The organism is Chryseobacterium paridis, from assembly GCF_016595215.1.
Classification (GTDB): Bacteria; Bacteroidota; Bacteroidia; order Flavobacteriales; family Weeksellaceae; genus Chryseobacterium; species Chryseobacterium paridis.
This window is the reverse complement of sequence record NZ_JAENHK010000005.1, coordinates 135,637-153,491: the sequence shown is the minus strand read 5'-3', so window position 1 is coordinate 153,491 and position 17,855 is coordinate 135,637. Positions and strand designations below refer to the sequence as shown.

Annotated in this window: 20 protein-coding genes; 5 read left to right on the top strand and 15 right to left on the bottom strand. The window is 35.3% G+C overall.

Going from position 1 to position 17,855, the window contains the following annotated elements; translation table 11 throughout:
* Position 1: 1 nt before the first annotated feature.
* From JHL15_RS05750 to tsaD, 3 genes are read right to left on the bottom strand one after another with little or no spacing between them, the layout of a single operon-like run.
* Positions 2-697, bottom strand: a complete 696-nt coding sequence (locus tag JHL15_RS05750; protein WP_200244111.1) for an RsmE family RNA methyltransferase — start codon at positions 695-697, stop codon at positions 2-4.
* 50 nt (positions 698-747) lie between these two features.
* Complete coding sequence (locus JHL15_RS05745; protein WP_200244110.1) at positions 748-1,113, bottom strand: four helix bundle protein; 366 nt, start codon at positions 1,111-1,113, stop codon at positions 748-750.
* Between the two features lie 56 nt (positions 1,114-1,169).
* Entirely contained in the window at positions 1,170-2,186 is a 1,017-nt protein-coding gene (gene tsaD / locus JHL15_RS05740; RefSeq protein ID WP_200244109.1) for a tRNA (adenosine(37)-N6)-threonylcarbamoyltransferase complex transferase subunit TsaD, read from the bottom strand.
* Positions 2,187-2,190: 4 nt separating this feature from the next.
* Between tsaD and JHL15_RS05735 the strand changes: the two genes are divergently transcribed.
* The 5 genes from JHL15_RS05735 to JHL15_RS05715 all read left to right on the top strand — a co-directional run bounded on the left by JHL15_RS05735 (position 2,191) and on the right by JHL15_RS05715 (position 9,148).
* Positions 2,191-6,993: a translocation/assembly module TamB domain-containing protein gene (locus JHL15_RS05735; protein WP_200244107.1), complete on the top strand. Its 4,803-nt coding sequence runs from the start codon at positions 2,191-2,193 to the stop codon at positions 6,991-6,993.
* Between the two features lie 134 nt (positions 6,994-7,127).
* The gene (locus tag JHL15_RS05730; protein ID WP_089029148.1) at positions 7,128-7,598 is read left to right on the top strand and encodes an Lrp/AsnC family transcriptional regulator; all 471 of its coding nucleotides are present in this window, start codon (positions 7,128-7,130) and stop codon (positions 7,596-7,598) included.
* Between the two features lie 68 nt (positions 7,599-7,666).
* A complete protein-coding gene (locus tag JHL15_RS05725; protein WP_200244102.1) occupies positions 7,667-8,044 on the top strand; it encodes a hypothetical protein in 378 nt (125 codons plus the stop codon).
* A 160-nt stretch (positions 8,045-8,204) separates the two neighbouring features.
* A complete protein-coding gene (locus JHL15_RS05720; protein WP_200244100.1) occupies positions 8,205-8,732 on the top strand; it encodes a TetR/AcrR family transcriptional regulator in 528 nt (175 codons plus the stop codon).
* Between the two features lie 2 nt (positions 8,733-8,734).
* On the top strand, positions 8,735-9,148 hold the full coding sequence (locus JHL15_RS05715; RefSeq protein ID WP_200244099.1) for a nuclear transport factor 2 family protein: 414 nt from the start codon (positions 8,735-8,737) through the stop codon (positions 9,146-9,148).
* 60 nt (positions 9,149-9,208) lie between these two features.
* On the opposite strand, the gene JHL15_RS05710 is transcribed toward JHL15_RS05715, so the two are convergent.
* The 12 genes from JHL15_RS05710 to JHL15_RS05655 all read right to left on the bottom strand — a co-directional run bounded on the left by JHL15_RS05710 (position 9,209) and on the right by JHL15_RS05655 (position 17,821).
* Positions 9,209-10,156: a transketolase family protein gene (locus JHL15_RS05710; RefSeq protein WP_200244097.1), complete on the bottom strand. Its 948-nt coding sequence runs from the start codon at positions 10,154-10,156 to the stop codon at positions 9,209-9,211.
* 10 nt (positions 10,157-10,166) lie between these two features.
* Positions 10,167-11,234, bottom strand: coding sequence for a hypothetical protein (locus JHL15_RS05705; RefSeq protein WP_200244096.1), 1,068 nt, complete (start codon positions 11,232-11,234; stop codon positions 10,167-10,169).
* Positions 11,235-11,362: 128 nt separating this feature from the next.
* Positions 11,363-12,217, bottom strand: a complete 855-nt coding sequence (locus JHL15_RS05700) for a transketolase (RefSeq protein WP_317193020.1) — start codon at positions 12,215-12,217, stop codon at positions 11,363-11,365.
* A gap of 105 nt (positions 12,218-12,322) precedes the next feature.
* Complete coding sequence (locus JHL15_RS05695) at positions 12,323-12,844, bottom strand: hypothetical protein (RefSeq protein WP_200244093.1); 522 nt, start codon at positions 12,842-12,844, stop codon at positions 12,323-12,325.
* Between the two features lie 34 nt (positions 12,845-12,878).
* Positions 12,879-14,378: a sodium:solute symporter gene (locus JHL15_RS05690; protein ID WP_200244091.1), complete on the bottom strand. Its 1,500-nt coding sequence runs from the start codon at positions 14,376-14,378 to the stop codon at positions 12,879-12,881.
* A gap of 110 nt (positions 14,379-14,488) precedes the next feature.
* Positions 14,489-14,773: a GNAT family N-acetyltransferase gene (locus tag JHL15_RS05685; protein ID WP_172821049.1), complete on the bottom strand. Its 285-nt coding sequence runs from the start codon at positions 14,771-14,773 to the stop codon at positions 14,489-14,491.
* A gap of 1 nt (position 14,774) precedes the next feature.
* Positions 14,775-15,173: an OsmC family protein gene (locus tag JHL15_RS05680; RefSeq protein ID WP_200244090.1), complete on the bottom strand. Its 399-nt coding sequence runs from the start codon at positions 15,171-15,173 to the stop codon at positions 14,775-14,777.
* Positions 15,173-15,391, bottom strand: coding sequence for a (4Fe-4S)-binding protein (locus JHL15_RS05675; protein ID WP_089029158.1), 219 nt, complete (start codon positions 15,389-15,391; stop codon positions 15,173-15,175). The genes JHL15_RS05680 and JHL15_RS05675 overlap by 1 nt, the downstream gene beginning before the upstream one ends.
* 1 nt (position 15,392) lies before the next feature.
* The gene (locus tag JHL15_RS05670) at positions 15,393-15,971 is read right to left on the bottom strand and encodes a TMEM175 family protein (protein WP_200244089.1); all 579 of its coding nucleotides are present in this window, start codon (positions 15,969-15,971) and stop codon (positions 15,393-15,395) included.
* Positions 15,971-16,504: an NADPH-dependent FMN reductase gene (locus JHL15_RS05665; RefSeq protein ID WP_200244088.1), complete on the bottom strand. Its 534-nt coding sequence runs from the start codon at positions 16,502-16,504 to the stop codon at positions 15,971-15,973. The genes JHL15_RS05670 and JHL15_RS05665 overlap by 1 nt, the downstream gene beginning before the upstream one ends.
* Before the next feature lie 34 nt (positions 16,505-16,538).
* Complete coding sequence (locus tag JHL15_RS05660; protein WP_200244087.1) at positions 16,539-17,438, bottom strand: pirin family protein; 900 nt, start codon at positions 17,436-17,438, stop codon at positions 16,539-16,541.
* Between the two features lie 65 nt (positions 17,439-17,503).
* Positions 17,504-17,821, bottom strand: a complete 318-nt coding sequence (locus JHL15_RS05655) for a GNAT family N-acetyltransferase (RefSeq protein ID WP_200244086.1) — start codon at positions 17,819-17,821, stop codon at positions 17,504-17,506.
* Positions 17,822-17,855 lie beyond the last annotated feature (34 nt).

Genomic DNA, 17,855 nt, shown 5'->3' with positions numbered 1-17,855 from the left:
GTTATTGTAGGTTAAGGTAATTCCATGAAGCTACAAATATTCCAGCTGTTTCGGTTCTGAGTCTTTGGTTGCCGAGTGATGTTGCTTTCACTTTGTTATCTGCCAGATGTCGAATTTCTTTTTCAGAAAAGTCTCCTTCCGGTCCTATCAAAAAAGTATATTGATCCAGCTTGGGAAGCTTATCAAGCTCAATTCTTTCCAGATTTTCATGACAATGGGCAACAAAAGTATTTTCCGAAGTTATGTTTTTAATGAAATCTGAAAATTTTACAGAGTCATTGATAATTGGGAAGTGAAATCTTAAGCTCTGCTTTGAGGCAGCAATACTCTGCTTTCTGATCTTATCAATATTGATGTTTTTACGTTCTGTTTTTTCAGTGATCAAAATTGTAATTTCTGAAACACCCATTTCCACTGCTTTTTCTACAAAAAATTCTATACGGTCAATGTTTTTGGTAGGTGCAATTGCAATATGAAGCTTAGGATTAAAATCAGGCATACCCGTTTTAATTTCAGAGACATCAAGAAGCGCTTTCTTCCCTTCCAAAACCAATTTCCCGGAAGCAATATTCCCTTTACCATCAGTCACATGAATTTCTTCTCCATTTTTCATTCGAAGAACCTTTACAATATGTTGTTGTTCCTCATCATTGATGGTAACCTTGTTGTCTTCTATGTGTCCGTAAAATAATTTCATAATGTGTAGGGTAAGCTAGCTAAAGGCAAAAAGGCGAATTTGCAAAATAACTATATGCTGCTGTTTAATGTTTTATGTAGAGCATTTAACTGGTTTGAAATGCTTTCTGTTTTGGTTCTTAATTGTTCATAATCTGTATTGTCCAGGAAACCTAAGTCATTAGAAATAATTAAAAAATTAATAACTTCAATACAGCTGCTAAAAGATATGTTTATAAATCTTGACTTTTCCTTGTCTGTTTGTCTGGACATTCCCTCTGCAATATTTGCAGTTATACTAGTACTTGCCCTGCGAATCTGGTTGGTAATACCAAATTTTTCGTTGTCTGGAAATGAAGAAGTTGTAGTATAAATTTCTTTCACTAATACTCTGGCATTATTCCATACCTCCATTTTTTCAAAATAAAATTTGTGCATTTTTTCATCATTTGTTTGTGTTTATTTATTGGCGATTTCGCCCCTCTGCCTTTTAGCTACAGCTCATATTTCGATGTCGCACTAGTTCTCAAATCCGTAAATTCTCCTCGTTCAAATTTTAATTGCGCTACCATAGCTATCATAGCAGCATTATCTGTAGTATACTCAAATTTTGGAATGTAAATATTCCAGCCTAATTTATCGTGGTTATCTTGCATAACCTTTCTCAATTCTGAGTTTGCTGAAACACCACCAGCAATAGCTACTTCTTTAATATTAAGTTCTTTTGCTGCTTTTTCAAGCTTGTTCATTAATATTTGAATAATAGCTTTTTGTACTGAGGCACACAGATCGTTGAGGTTTTCTTTGATGAAATCCGGGTTCTTCTTCACTTCCTTCTGGATGAAATATAAAACCGAAGTTTTTATCCCACTGAAAGAATAATTGTAATCCTCCATCTTGGGTTTATTGAATGTAAAGGCATCAGGATTTCCTTCTTTTGCCAATTTATCAATGATAGGACCTGCCGGGTAATCCAAATCAAAGATCTTTCCTATTTTATCGAATGCTTCTCCTGCCGCATCATCAATGGTTTTTCCAATAATTTCCATGTCGAAATAATCTTTTACCAAAACGATCATAGTATGTCCACCACTCACTGTAAGGCATAAAAATGGGAATGTAGGCGGCATAGGATTTGCATCGTCAATAAAATGGGCTAAAATGTGCGCCTGGAGATGGTTTACTTCGATTAAAGGAACATCTAGACTCATAGCCAGAGATTTAGCAAAAGATGTACCTACGAGAAGTGAACCTAAAAGTCCCGGTCCGCGTGTAAATCCTATAGCAGAAATCGCATTTTGTTGTATATTTGCTTTGGTGAGAGATTTTTCAACAACGGGGATGATGTTTTGCTGATGGGCTCTTGAAGCCAGCTCAGGAACAACGCCACCATATTCTTTATGAATTGCCTGATTTGCAGCAATATTAGAGAGAATAGTATTTCCCTTGATGATAGCTGCTGATGTGTCGTCACAAGACGATTCGATACCTAAAATTATAGACTCGCTCATAATAATGGCAAAGTTAGAGAATAATAACGAAAATGAGAATAAAAAATCTGTAACTGAAAACTTAAGTGATCAGGTACATAAGACTGTAGAGAATGTAGAGGAAAAAGTAAAGGAAACGGTAAAAGAAGCATCGGAGCTGGCATCGGATGCTGTTCACCATCCGGTAGAAACAGCTCAGGAGTTCGGTAAGCAGGCTGCTAAAGATGTTACCAGCTATTCCTGGTGGGCAAGGCTTTTGTTGATTTTATTCTGGCTTGGTTTTTCTCTCGTTGTTGCGATTATCGTTATTATTAATCTTCCAGTGACCAAGCAGTGGGCAGCAGATCAGGCGCTACAAATTGTTAACAAAGATTTCAAAGCGAAAATGTCCACCGAAAGTGTGGAGGTAAATTATTTCGGAAATGTTACCATAAAAGGATTAAAAGTAAAAGATTATAAAGGTCTTGATTTTATTAAAGCAAGAGAGTTTCGGGCAAATTCCGATTGGTTATCACTTGCTTCAGGAGCCATTTCTGGGAAAAGTAATTCATTGAGCTTTAACTCACTAACTTTAGTTAATGCCGATATTAAGGTAATTACCTATAAAGGGGATAGCATTTCGAACTTTATACGCTTTACAGAGTTATTTGATAACGGTAAAAAAAGAGATCCTAAAAAACCTCCTTTTCAATTAAATTCCCGGGTACAAATTGTGGATTCCAAGGTTTCCATTGTCAATCTAAATTCACCGGGTGAAGCTGGAAAATGGCTCACAGCGACTAAATTCAATCTGAAAGCACCTAATTTAAAAGTCAGTGGTCCCGATGTTTCGGCGCTGATCAATAATTTATCCTTCGTTACGACAAGATGGGGGAAATCTCATTTTGTAGATACATTTTCTACCGAATTATCGCTTACCCATAAATTTCTTTCCCTTAAAGATCTGACATTAAATACGGATCACACGCTTTTGCAGGGTGATATCAAGTTTAATCTTAATAACGGTTCATGGGCTGGTTTTGCTGATAGGGTAAGATGGGACATGAAACTTAAGCAAGGAAGTCAACTGAGCGGATATGACATCAGTTACTTTGTGACCAATTGGGATAATTTCAAGCCTTTTAATGTATCAGGAAAAATGACAGGTCCGCTCAATAAATTTTATCTGGAAAACTTCCTGATCAGAAATCCTGATGTGAATATTGCTACTCAGACGATGAAGGTAAATAATCTTTTGAAAGGACATTTTCAGATAGAAACCAATAATCTTTCAACGGATTTTACTTACCAGGATCTTAAAGCGATGATGCCTTCATTTATTTCTAAAAAGATGAAAAACTTTGCTGATGATTTTGGTAAACTTAAATATAATGGAGCAGCAAGGGTAAACCCTGATCAGATTTTTATTCCTAATGGAAATTTGATGACAGGTATTGGACAGGCTAAAATCAGTAAGCTTTCTCTTACTGGATACAGTACAGCGATGCCGAAATATTCAGGATATGTTGAAGCAACAGATTTAAATGTTTCAGTCATTACAAAAAATAAATCTGTTGGATTGATTTCCGGAAAGTTTGATCTTAATGGCCAAAGCTTCGATGTGAATACCATGCGATTGACTACCAAATCTCAAATTTCGCGCGTTGAGATCATGAATAAAGAAATCAACAATCTTTATCTGGATGGTTTGTTGGATCATAAAAAATATAACGGGACAATTACCGTAAATGATGAACAGGCGAAAGCGACTGTTAAGGGACTTATTGATTTCAGTACATCAAGGATTGCAATGGATGTAAACGCTGATGTCAATTACCTGAATATGAATTATTTTACGGATAAGCCAGGAAATCAGATTGTGAGTGGTCAGGTGATTGGAAAGATGGCCATGTCCTCTATTAATGATCTTACACTGGATGTCGAAGCTAATGATATTAATTTTGCAACTGCTACACAGAAGTATATAGTTCCTAATGCTAAATTGAAAACATTTGTTGAAGCTGGAGGCAGAGTTATTTCTGTTGATGCACCTGGAGCTGTAAATGGAAAGATTTCAGGGAAGTATAGCCTGGCAGATCTGGCTGGAATGGTAGAAAATGGTTTAGGGAGAATTTTAGTAGGCCCACCACCAAGAAAGTTATATAAAGGTCAAAATTTTGCAATGAATTTTGATGTTCAGCAAGGATTGGTAAGTTATTTTCTTCCGGATTTAAAGTTACCTCAGGGCGCTATAGTAGAAGGAAGTTATGATGGAAATGCGAATAATCTTATTCTGAATATTGATGCTGCATCCTTAAAATATATGATGACCAAAGAAGTTGAAATTACGGAGGCGGATAAGGCATTGGCAGAAGCGAATCCAGCATATAAAATCAATCAAAGAGATAATATTGCAAGGGATAGTGCCTTAGTCGATAGTGTCATGGTGAGAATAAACACGGCTAATCTGGATGAGCAACTTTATGCAAAAATAAATAAGGTACAATACAATAAAAATATACTTAAAGATATCACCCTAAGCGGTAAGAACGAAAATAATACAGTTCTTCATCTTGCTACCAAATTTAAACATGGGAGCCCTGAAGATGAATTGGATGATAAGCTGAAAGAATATGCTATTAACGTAAATCAGTCTACAAATAATTTAGGAGATTTTGTTTTCAAATTTGACCCTACTGAAGTAAAATTCAATGAAGTTACCTGGGCTATTGACACCAGTCCTGAACTCGATCATTCCATTACCTATAGAAAAAAGACAAGCGATTTTGAGATCAGAAATTTAAAGATCTTCTCGGATAAGAGTGAATTATTTATTAAAGAATCAACATTTAAATCTGCTAAAGATTTCTATGTTGATGCTGATATTAAAGATTTTTCTATTGAAAAATTGTTAGAAATGCAGTCCGGAGGAAACACCATGGATCTAAAGGGTCTTGCAAATGGGAGTGTAAAGATAAGGATGGATAAAAATACCTTGCAGCCATTGGTTGATTTAACGGTAGATGATATCAAAATGAACGGAACTGATATGGGAGATCTTACGATCTCCGCTACCAACGGTTTTTCCCTTAATGTTTATGATATTGATGTAAAGGTGACATCGGCAGGAGTTCTTGGAAACAACAATCTGAACCTCACCGGAACTGTTAATAATAATACTTCTTCGCCTACGATTGATCTTGTAGCAGAAATGCGTGATTTCAATATATCTTTTGCACAACAGTTTGTACAGTCGGTATTTGGAAATTTAAGAGGGAAAGCAACGGGAGATCTGAAAATAAACGGAACTTTAAAAAATCTTGATTATAGTGGAGATATTACTTTAAAAGAATTTGGATTGAAGCTCTTGTTTACAGGAGTGGATTATTCTTTTGATGATACGGTAATACCATTGTCAAAAGGATTGGCCATCCTTAACAATATAGAAGTTCACGATGGAAGATCAAATTCTAAGGGAAATATTTCGGGGGCTATTCAGTTTGAAACCCTTTCTTCAATGGGAGTCAACCTCGTAATGAGAGCAGATAATCTATTGGTGTTGAATAGTACACAAAAAGATCTAGATTTGTTCTGGGGTAGAGTATATGGGCAAGGGGATCTCTATATTGATGGACCGGTATCAGGCCTTAGTATATCGACCCCGAATATGAGAGCACTTAGTGGAAGTACGTTTACGTTCAACTCAAGTTCGACCTCTAATGTTGAAGAATTTAAAATGCTGAGGTTTTTAAAAGAAGGGAAAGATGGTTTGGTAACGCTTGAAGAAAAGAAAAAAACCGGAGCCAATATGAATATCGACTTCTCGCTTGATGTGGATAAAGGAACCACGGTAAATGTTTTGGTGGGAGATGATGTAGGAAATATCACCGTAAAAGGGGAAGCTAAAAACTTAAAGTTCCAGATGAACAGACAGGGAGCAATTGCAATGGCGGGAACTTATAAAGTAGATAATGGAACATTTGTTTCAAAGGCTATTCTTAATAAAACATTTCAGATAGCGAAAGGGAGTAGTATCCGTTGGGACGGTGATGCTATGAAACCAGCATTGAATATTAATGCCAATTATGTAAGAATGGTTTCCAACGCGGGGCAATATTTAAATATGGGTAGTCTTCAGCCTATCAGTATATTATTACAGGCAAATATTACACAGTCTCTTGTAGACCCTAAGATTGATCTTGATGTATCTGCATTAGATGTATCAAGTCAGGTCAAAGAAACACTTGCGGCTAAAATGAGCCAGGAAGGCGAAAAAGTTCTACAGTTTGGTTCTATATTGTTGTTAAACAGTTTTAATATTTCAAATACCGGTGGTGTAGGGGTAGACGTTGCAGGGGTAGCCGAATCATCCGGATATAATATGTTATTAAAACAATTGGGATCTGTTCTTAATACGATGAGTAATGAATTTCAGATCGACTTGAATTATGTGAAAGGAGATCAGAATTCAAATACTGGAGATAGGGCAAATGCTGGAGTAAGTTTTGCGCTTTCACCTAGAATAAAAGTGAAGACCGGTTTAGGTATTCCATTAACGAAAACTGAAAGTACAGAAGCTAATTATCTCTCCGGAGAGGGATCTATCGAATATGATATTTCTAAGAAAAATGATGGAAGTTTAGTTTTAAGAGGTTACTCCAAACCTACGAATATCGGAATGGGAACAGGAGCAGTTGGAACTAACGGATCTGCAAATCAAGCCTATGGAGGCGGTGTTGTGTGGAGTAAAAGCTTCAATTCTTTATTTAAAAGAAAGAAAAAAGATAAAAAACAATCAGAAGTGAAAATGGAAATAAAAACAGATTCCCTAAAAGCAGAGGGTAAATAATTTGAATATTTTAATGATTTTTATCATCTGTGTTAATTATTGTTAATTATTGTTATTATTTTTTTAGTTAAATTATTTTTTATAGATTTGCAAAAAATACATAGATTTTTTAAGAAAATTGTAATTTAACTAATATGAACTATCAACTGGACGAAATAGACAAAAAGATTCTTGATTTCTTAGTAGAAAACACAAGAATGCCTTTTACTGAAATTGCTAAACAGATGGATGTGTCTGCGGGTACAATTCACGTAAGAGTGAAAAAAATGGAAGATGCAGGTATTATTTTGGGATCATCCCTTAATATCGATTATGGTAAATTAGATTATCACTTTACTGCCTTTATCGGAATTCTTTTAACTAAATCAAACCGTACTCAGGAAGTTTTAAAAGAGTTGTCAACTCTTCCAAACGTAATTGAAGCGAGTGTGATTTCTGGAAAATATAATATTTTCTGTAAAGTAAGAGCGAAGAATACTGAAGATGCGAAAAGAATTATCTATCAGATAGACGATATTCAGGACGTAATGAGAACAGAAAGTATGATTTCTATGGAAGAATACTTAAGTGACAAAAATAGATTGATCAACGCTATTTCTATTTAATCAAATTCTAAACGAATAATTATAGAAGAACTTATGAAATTACTCATAAGTTCTTTATTTTTGTACCTATGGAAGAATACAGTTACTTTGATGAGGATCCAAAGAAAGGATGGGGTTTTATTTTAGCATTTGCCTCCCTGATGTTATTTACGATTATGGGATTGGGAATAGATGTAGATGAGTATTTACAACATGAATATCTTAATATCCCCAGGTGGTACTTCTACATTATTTTTTCTTTAGACATACTCATGATGATCAGTCTTGTTCTCATGTTCTTTTACAGGAAAATAGGGATTTTTACTTTTCCTGTATTACTGATTCTGCATTTCTTTATGCATAATTATTATCTCTCCACTTTCTTATATACGGATGTTACCAATCTTTTCCTTTTCACTGGATTTGGTATGCTCGCAATAATTCCCAAATGGAAATTCTTTAAATAATATTATATACCACATAGCCTTCCTTGAGAAGGCTTTTTTTTAACTGTATGTAAGGCTTATAAATAGAATAAGTTAATTAGTGAACTTTTGAAAAAATAGCAGACAGACTTGTCTGTATGTGAAAAATTTATTTTAAATTTGTAAAATAATAAACAGTCTTATGAGCGCTCCAAAAGAAAGAATTGTAGAAACCACAATGAAGCTATTTTCCTCACAGGGATATAATTCTACAGGAATCAATCAGATCATTTCGGAATCGAGTGTAGCGAAGGCAAGTTTCTACCAGCATTTTAAATCTAAAGAGGATCTATGCGTTGAATTTCTGAATACAAGACATACTTACTGGTTTAATGAATTAGATAGTTTTACGGCATTGAAAAACGATCATAAATCTAAAATAATAGCTGCATTTGACTTTCTGATCCATATGAATGAAAAGGAGAATTTCAGAGGGTGTAGCTTTCTCAATATTTTATCTGAAATTCCGAATGATAATATCAAAATCCTAAAGGTTATCCAGGAGCATAAATCAGGGCTTCGAAATTACTTCAATGGTTTAATACAGGATAAAGATATAGCGGATCATGTATACATGCTTTTCGAAAGCAGCATCATAGAAAGCCAGTTATTCAAATCGAATGAATTAATAGAGAGATCAAAACAAATAGTTACCAATTTAATACATTAATCATGGAACAAAAACATCCGCTTCCGCCTTTCACTTTTGAAACAGCGAAAGAAAAAATTCAATTAGCAGAAGATGCCTGGAACAGTCAGGATCCTGAAAGAGTTTCCAAAGCCTATACTGAAGACAGTGAATGGAGGAATAGAGATCAATTCGTCAATGGAAGAAGTGAAATTGTTGAATTTCTTCGTCAAAAATGGGCAAGAGAATTGAATTATAAATTAAAGAAAGAATACTGGGCACATACCGATAATCGTATCGCAGTACGATTTGAATATGAATACATGAAAGAAGGGGGTGAATGGTTCAGGGCGTATGGAAATGAAAACTGGGAGTTTGATGAAAATGGATTGATGAAGAAAAGATTTGCCAGTATTAATGATTTAGCCATAAAGGAAGAAGAGCGTAAATTCAGATAAATAGATTGTAAATAATAAAAGCATCCCATTGGGATGCTTTTAATGAATATGATAAGAAAATTATTTATCTAAAATTCTTTTTACTGCTTCTTTTACTGCAGCAGCATCAATTTTATATTTCTTCATCAATTCCGCAGGAGTAGCAGATTCTCCGAAAGTATCGTTTACTGCAACGAACTCCTGTCTTGTCGGTTTTTTTCTTGCCAACATTCCCGCAATTGATTCTCCTAAACCTCCTAAATAGTTATGTTCTTCAGCAGTTACGATCTTACCTGTCTTTTCAACTGATTTTAAGATGATTTCTTCGTCTAACGGCTTAATAGTATGGATATTGATCACTTCGCAAGAGATACCTTCTTTTTCAAGCTCATCTGCAGCTACAAGAGATTCCCAAACAAGATGTCCTGTTGCAACAATTGTTACATCCGTTCCTTCTTGCAACATAATTCCTTTTCCGATTTCGAAAGGCATGTCTTCAGGAATGAATACAGGTACTACAGGTCTTCCGAATCTTAAATATACCGGACCTTCAAAATCAGCAATAGCAAGAGTAGCAGCTTTTGTCTGGTTGTAGTCACATGTGTTGATTACCGTCATTCCCGGAAGCATCTTCATCATACCGATATCTTCCAATACCTGGTGTGTAGCTCCATCTTCTCCTAATGTAAGACCAGCATGCGATGCACAGATTTTTACATTTTTACCCGAATAAGCTACTGACTGACGAATCTGGTCATATACTCTTGAAGTAGAGAAATTAGCGAAAGTTCCAGTGAAAGGAATTTTTCCTGTGATACTAAGACCTGCAGCAATACCAATCATGTTAGCTTCTGCAATTCCTATCTGAAAGAATCTTTCCGGTGCTTTTTCAATGAATTTTTCCATTTTCAAAGAACCAATAAGATCTGCACAAAGTGCTACTACATTTGGATTCTTATCAGCAAGCTCAGCTAATCCGGCTCCGAATCCTGAACGTGTATCCTTTTTTTCTGTATATGTATATTTCATTTTTATTTTTTTAATCAAGATTTTTTAAATAATTATTTAATTTCTTTTTATCAGATTGATCAAGTTTTTCCTGAATGGTATTGAGATAGAGAACTTCCCGTCTTATTTCATCAAGCGTCAGTTTAATGCCCACATTATGGCTTGCTGATTGTGTAAGGTACATATCACACATCTGCCCTACATAATTTCGTAAATGTCCCTTTACTTCTTTAAGCTTAAAAGCCGGAAGGTCCTTTTCGAAATTTTTGCAGTGTTTAGGCAATCCTTTCCAAAGATTTTCACTTGGGATGTTGGTTATTGCTAAACTTCCATCTTCATCATGAGCTTTTTTATACTCAGAAACATAGTCAGGAATATAATAGTAGGTTTGATCTGAATATGGAACAGCTGCTGTTGCAGAGTCGACTACCACAGCTGTGGAATCAGTTGCTGTATATACAGAATCATTTTTCGCATATTCCTCTTCCTGTTTTTTATAGGCAATCATTATAGAGTCCTGCTTTCTTTGCTGGTCCGTCATTGCTTTTTTATGATCAAAAAATACCTGATCTTTAGAATCTTTTATAGATTCCAGTACAAAATATTCTTTGTCATACGTTTTCTCAGGACCTACTTTTAAAATAAGACCGCTTAAACCTGAACTTTTCATTTTGATACCTGGAAGGTATTGATTTAAAAGGCCGCTAAATACATACATGTTGTTGATAGATGACTGATCATCGATACACAACTTCAAGTCTTCATTTTCCTTTTTTGTGCCATCTTTTGCCCGGTAATTGATCAGGTAATGAGAACATGGCATTCCTAAAATGGTTTCTTTTGTATCCAGCTTTTTGGCCTCCAGAACATACTCTTCTTTTTCTCCATACCCACCATAACTGCTATAGCCCAAATACATTAATGCGCTCAAACCTGAACCAGCAAGACGACTGTTCATTTCTAACGAAACGGCAGTTGTTCCCAATGCATCGGTATAATAATACATCGGAACTTCCTTGATGTTCAATCTGGTAAGAAATTCATTATTGTTACTTGCAAACATCTTTAAAGTAAGCAAAGGTGCTCTCTTATCAATCATTTGATAATTAAATACTTTAGCGAAAGAAATTTTCTTTTCTTGCGCGGTACCTAAAATAAAAGATGTTAGTAGGCAGATTAAGATGAATTTTTTCATGGAAAACGTAATAAATGTGATAATCAAAGATATTAGTAATCTGCAGGAGCTTCCAAATAAAGTTGTTTGAATGCTGCTTCCAACTGCTCATCATTAGGAGCTTTACCATGCCAAGCGTGGCTTCCCATCATGTAATCTACTCCAGCACCCATTTCAGTATGAAGCATTATTGCAACCGGTTTGCCTTTACCCGTTTCAGCTTTTGCTCTTTCTAAAATAGCAATTACTGCCTCAAGATCATTTCCGTTTTTCTCTTCTAATACAGTCCATCCAAATGCTTCTAATTTAGCATGCAGATCACCTAAGCTTAATACATCATCAGTATCACCGTCGATCTGACGACCATTATAGTCAATCGTAGAAATGATATTGTCTACTTTTTTAGCTGCAGCGAACATTAAAGCTTCCCAGATCTGACCTTCCTGTAATTCACCATCTCCATGAAGCGAATAAACCAATGATTGGTCACCATCTAATTTCTTTCCTAAAGCAGCACCTAAAGCTACAGAAAGTCCTTGTCCTAAAGATCCGGAAGCAACACGGATTCCAGGTAATCCCTCATGAGTAGTCGGGTGACCTTGTAATCTTGAATTTAGTTTTCTGAAAGTTTTCAATTCCTCAACCGGGAAAAATCCAAATCTAGCTAAAGTAGAGTAGAAAACCGGTGAAATGTGACCATTTGAAAGATAGAAATGATCTTCATTTTTACCTTCCATAGTGAAAGGAAGATGATAGTTCAGTACTTTTCCATACAGCGCTGTGAAGAATTCTGTACATCCTAAACTTCCGCCCGGATGTCCTGAATTTACATCATGAACCATTCTTAAAATGTCTCTTCTGATTTGTGTAGCAAGAGATTTTAACTCTTCAATACTTTTACTCATTATATCTGATTTATTTGCACGCGAATTTACGATTTTTTAATGGCTTATAAAAATGTAAAAATCCGGATATAAAACCCGGATTTCTAATTATTTAAAGAATTGAACTTTTTAACAACCTTCATTTAGTGATACTGAGATTTCTGTCACAATATTATTAATCATTTTAAAAGATAACATGGTAGACGCATCCGTGTCATTCAGCACAAAGTAGCTTTCATTTTTTGTAGGCTTGCCCTTGTCATCCCAGCCGGTGTACACATTGTAATTTGGATAATTTTTATAGGCATTGATGATGTCATCTTTTGTACTTCCTACTCCAATACCACTTTTGGTTTTAAATTTTTTACTGGTGGTAGAGATGCTATATATGCTATAGCCATTGGTTTCTTTCCCATTATTATCATATTCCTGAGTGGTGCTGATCATAATAGTTTCACCATTATATTTTACAGAATTCTTGTATTCTCCGTTCGTTAATCTCAATTTTTCTCCAGAGAATTTTTCTATTTCTGTACTTTTCATAAATACTTTGTAAGGTCCTATCCTTAGTGTTGAAACTTCAAAGTTATCCTGGGCAGAAAGAAAGCTGAAAGCAAACAATCCAAGCAGAAGAGGAATAATTTTTTTCATGTTAATTATATTTTGTTTTTGATGTAGTACTTATTTACTTTTTTCTGATCAGCCACAATCCAAGGAATGTTAATAATCCATTGATGATCAATAATTCCAAACCTATTTTGAAGTTCCCGAAAATAGTTGCCTGATATTTGTCGATAAAATAGGATATGATTGGAGCTGCGATACAAACATAAGGAACAAGCTTGTCTTCAACTTTGTATTTCGTGAAAATACCAAAAGCGAAAAGCCCTAAAAGCGGTCCATAAGTGAATCCTGCTAATTTTAAGATCAAGCCGATCATGGAATTGTCATTAATCACCTTAAATATAATAACCATGATGAGAAACGAAAGCGCCACTATAAGGTGTACATTCTTACGGAACTTTTCCTTCTTTTTATCGGTCCAGTCTTTTTTTTCCTTCATCCCGAAAATATCAATACACAATGAAGAGGTAAGGGCGGTCATAGCACCGTCTGCACTTGGAAATAATGCTGAAATTAATGCTATGATGAATATGATGGAAATAAAGCCTGGCATATGATTTAATGCAACCTCAGGAAATATTTTATCTCCGAAAATATCTTTTCCGCCAAGTAGAAATTCTTTTTTAGGAATACCATCTTGGATGATTTCAGTAAGGTGTCCCCCCTGGCTTTCTCCAAAAAGATACAAAAGCCCTCCCATGTAGAGGAATAGTGAAATTACCCCCAATAAGATGAATCCAAGGGTAACCATATTTTTCTGAGAATCCTTAAGCTTGGTTACAGAAAGACTTTTTTGCATCATTTCCTGATCAATTCCCGTCATTGTAATGGTAATAAATGCCCCTGCAAGAATTTGTTTTACAAAGAACCCAGGCGAATTAAAATCCATTTCAAATATTTTGGTATAACCTTTATCGCTCATTGCTGTTAAACTCTGTCCAACGCTCAGGTCTAAATGGTTCAGCATATAAATAGTACAAATGATGAGTCCCAAAAGCATACAAGAAGTTTGTAATGTGTCTGTCCACACAATGGTTTTTACGCCTCCTTCATACGTATAAAGGATAATCATGGCAAGGATGATTAAAGTGGTAACAATAAACGGAACACCTAAACTATCCAATATGGTAACCTGGAGAATATTTACTACCAGATATAATCTGGCGGTAGCACCTACTAATCTCGAAACAATAAATATCCATGCACCTGATTTGTAGGAAAGTTGCCCCATTCTCTGTTGAAGATAGCCGTAAATCGAAGTAAGCTTTAGACGATAGTATAAGGGAAGTAAGACGTATGCAACTGTAATATAACCAATAAGGTAACCTAGAGTAATTTGTAAATAGGAAAAACTGTCTTTTCCAACTGCTCCGGGAACACTTACAAAAGTTACTCCAGAAAGAGAAGTTCCAATCATTCCAAAGGCAACAAGCATCCAATTACTTTTCCTGTTTCCGATAAAGAAACTTTCATTGTCACTTCCTTTACCAGTTTTGTAAGCTACCCAAAGAAGCAACGCGAAGTATACAACGATAATGGACAATAATATAATGGGAGACATATTTTCTGTAATTAAAATTTTACAAATATAGTTTTTTTATGTTCTGGTAAAAAAGAAAAACCTTTCAAGGGAGATCCCTGAAAGGTTTATAAAATATTTTTTCTGATCAACTAGACTACGACGTCCTGAAGGTCCTCGTTTTTCTGGAAAGTAGCTTTCGCAAAAGGACAAAGTGCAATTATTTTTTTGCCTTGTTTTCTTGCGAAATCTACCGCCGCTAAAACCATTTCTTTACCAACGCCTTTGCCGTTGTAATCTTCTTCTACTTCTGTATGATCAATAATGAATCTTTCTTCTCCAGCCCAGGTATAGGTCATAAGTCCTGCGCGGTTTCCGTCTATGAAAGCCTCAAAACTTCCGTGTTTTTCGTCGTTGTTTTGTTTTACCTCTATCATATTATGAAAATTTGGTTAGTATTTCTATTTCGTTTGTTAAAATTTTATGTACCGGACAGGCATCCGCAATAGTGTGAAGCCTTTTCAGTTGTTCTTCATCCAGATTGGCTCCCTCAAAACTGATCTTTCTTTCAAAAATAGCTCTTTTGGTAAGCGGGAAGTTTTCCAGATCAACTTCTACATCGATTTTCTCTATATCCCATTCTTTTCTTTCAATATACATTCTAAGTGTAGCAGCAGTACAACTTGCCAAAGACGTAGCCAGGATTTCAAAAGGATTGAAACCTTTGTTTTGACCCCCTTTGTCAATAGGTTCATCTGTGATGATTGTATTTTCTCCGGCTACTACTTCCGTATAGTATTTTGTTTTTCCTAAACTTGCTTTTACGGTTACGCCCATTATTTTTCAGTATTGAATTTGTAACTTAATGCTCCTGAAGGGCATTGTTCTATTTGATCTATAAGTTCCTGTGTTGTTGCGTTCTCAACTTTTATCCAAGGTCGGTCTTTGGGGTTGTAAACTTTTGGCAACAATTTTACACACATTGTAGAATGGATACATTTTTTAGGCATCCATATCACTGCTAGATCGCCGTTGTTATATTCGTGTGTTTCCATATTATTCTTCTTTTAGTAATTTTTCGATTCTTCTGTCCGGAATGAGCCATATAAGAGCAACAATGTAATAAAAACAGATAGCAATATAAGGATAAAAAAATGAAGTCGCTATTCCCGTTATATAGAACAAGATAGAAATATATTCTTTAAACTTAGAGTGTATCGCTTCTTTTAACCTTGAATTTTCTCCCTCACATCGGACGATTAAATTTTCCATAATCGTGTATGCAATAGCACACATGATCAGCCCGACGCCATAAGCGGCAACCGGATTTTTAGCAAAATGGGTATTTCCAATCCATTCTGTTGCAATAGGCATTAACGAAAGCCAGAAAAGCAAATGCAAATTTGCCCATAGGATTGTTCCATTAATTTTTTTTGCAGCCTGAAATAAATGATGATGATTGTTCCAGTAAATACCTACATAAATAAAACTAAAGATATAAGCCAGAAGTTTTGGAATAATAGGTTTCAGACTAGCCCAGCTATCTCCTTCCGGTACCTTAAGTTCAAGTACCATGATGGTAATGATAATGGCTAATACGCCATCACTAAACGCTTCCAGTCTTCCTTTGGTCATCAGTTCTTAATCTGGATTTTAAAATTCTCAATTTTTTCATTCAGCTCTTTCAGCATATCAGGATTAATAACTCCGCTTTCCAGATCAAAATTTTCATAAAATTTAGGTAGAGAAAAGGTATCTTTAATATCTGCTGCAAATTGCGGGAAAAATGTTTTTGCTGTATTCATTACATTTCCGCCACCATAGCCACCAGGAGAAGTGCTCATCAGAAGCATAGGTTTGTTCTGAAAAAGCTTAACATTGATCCTTGAAGCCCAGTCAAAAACATTTTTAAATGCAGCACTGTATGACCTGTTGTGTTCTGCGAGAGAACAGATAATAACATCACAGTCTTCAATTCTTTGTAAAAACTGATGCGCTTCATTTGGGAAACCTTTTTTCTCCAGATCTACAGAGAAAACAGGCATGGTATAATCATTAAGATCAATTAAATTGATTTCTTCATTTTGAAAATCTTTCAATACGAATTTTACCAGTTCTCTATTGATAGAGGTGGAAGAAGTGCTTCCTGCAAATGCTAATATTTTCATGGGTTATTATAAGTTACTTGGCTCTGGACCTTATTTATTTTCTATTCAGGACTGCTTTTGGAAGTGGAACAAATTCGTTTTCATCTCCGGGAACCAAAGGAAACGCATCATGATTCTGATCGTTCCAGTTCACTTTTGCCTGGTCTATTAATTCCTTATCCGAATTTACGAAATTCCAAAATATAAAGCGTTCATCTTCAAAAGGTTCGCCTCCGAAAAGATATACGGTAGCATTTTCGCTCATTTCGAATTCACAAAGTTTAGTATCCTTAGCGATTAACAATTGTTTTGAGCCATAAGTGTTTCCTTCAATATTTACTGTTCCGTCCAAAACATACATCGCAGCTTCGCCATATAGATCTTGTCCAATACTTATTTTCTGAGCTGTTTTGGTTTTGATTTCAATAAAAAACAACTTGCTGTGAACAGGAACCGGAGACTTCTTTCCAAATGCCTCTCCTGCAATAAGTTTATAATGGATCTCACCATCTTCCCAAACCGGAAGCTCATCCGCTTCGGTATGATGAAAAGTAGGTTCGCTCTGCTCCAAATGTTTTGGAAGACCAACCCAAATCTGAAAACCATGTAATCTCTTATCGGTTTCTCTTAAATATTCCGGAGTTCTTTCAGAGTGTACAACACCCTTTCCGGCAGTCATCCAATTAACAGCTCCCGGTTTTATTTCCATAGCACTTCCAATGCTGTCACGATGGAAAATAGATCCTTCAAGCAGATAAGTCAATGTAGATAATCCGATGTGAGGATGGGGTGGTACATCAAGATTTTGATAATCTTTTAGTTCCGAAGGTCCCATGTGGTCTATAAAAACAAATGGGCCAACTGCTCTTTTTTCACGAAAAGGCAAAAGTCTGCCTACTAAAAAGTTTCCTATATCTGCGGCTTTTTCTTCTATGATAAGTCCAATATTTGACATAAATAATGTGTTCTTTAGGGTTGATGTTTTTTTTAATTTAATTAAAATTTTACTGTTTTCAGATATTAAAGCTGGTCATATCTTTCAAACTTTTCGTCAACGATACGTTTCCATTCAGGATGCTTTTTAATGTAAGCAAAAACATAAGGACAGTATGGAAGCAATTTCTTGGCGTTCTCTTCGATAAAATGAAGAGTTTTCTCAACAACAGCTGCTGCGGCTCCTGTACCTGCCAATTCTGGGTTAGCTTCTGTGTGAACTAAAATAATCTGGTCTCTCCCTTCGCGATAATCAATAAATGCAAAATGTCCGTTTACTTCTATTTCAAATCTTTTCTTTGATTCGTTCTTTACTAGGGGAGTATTTTCAAACTCTGGTTTCATTGTTTAAATTTTCTTGATTGATGAATACTTATAA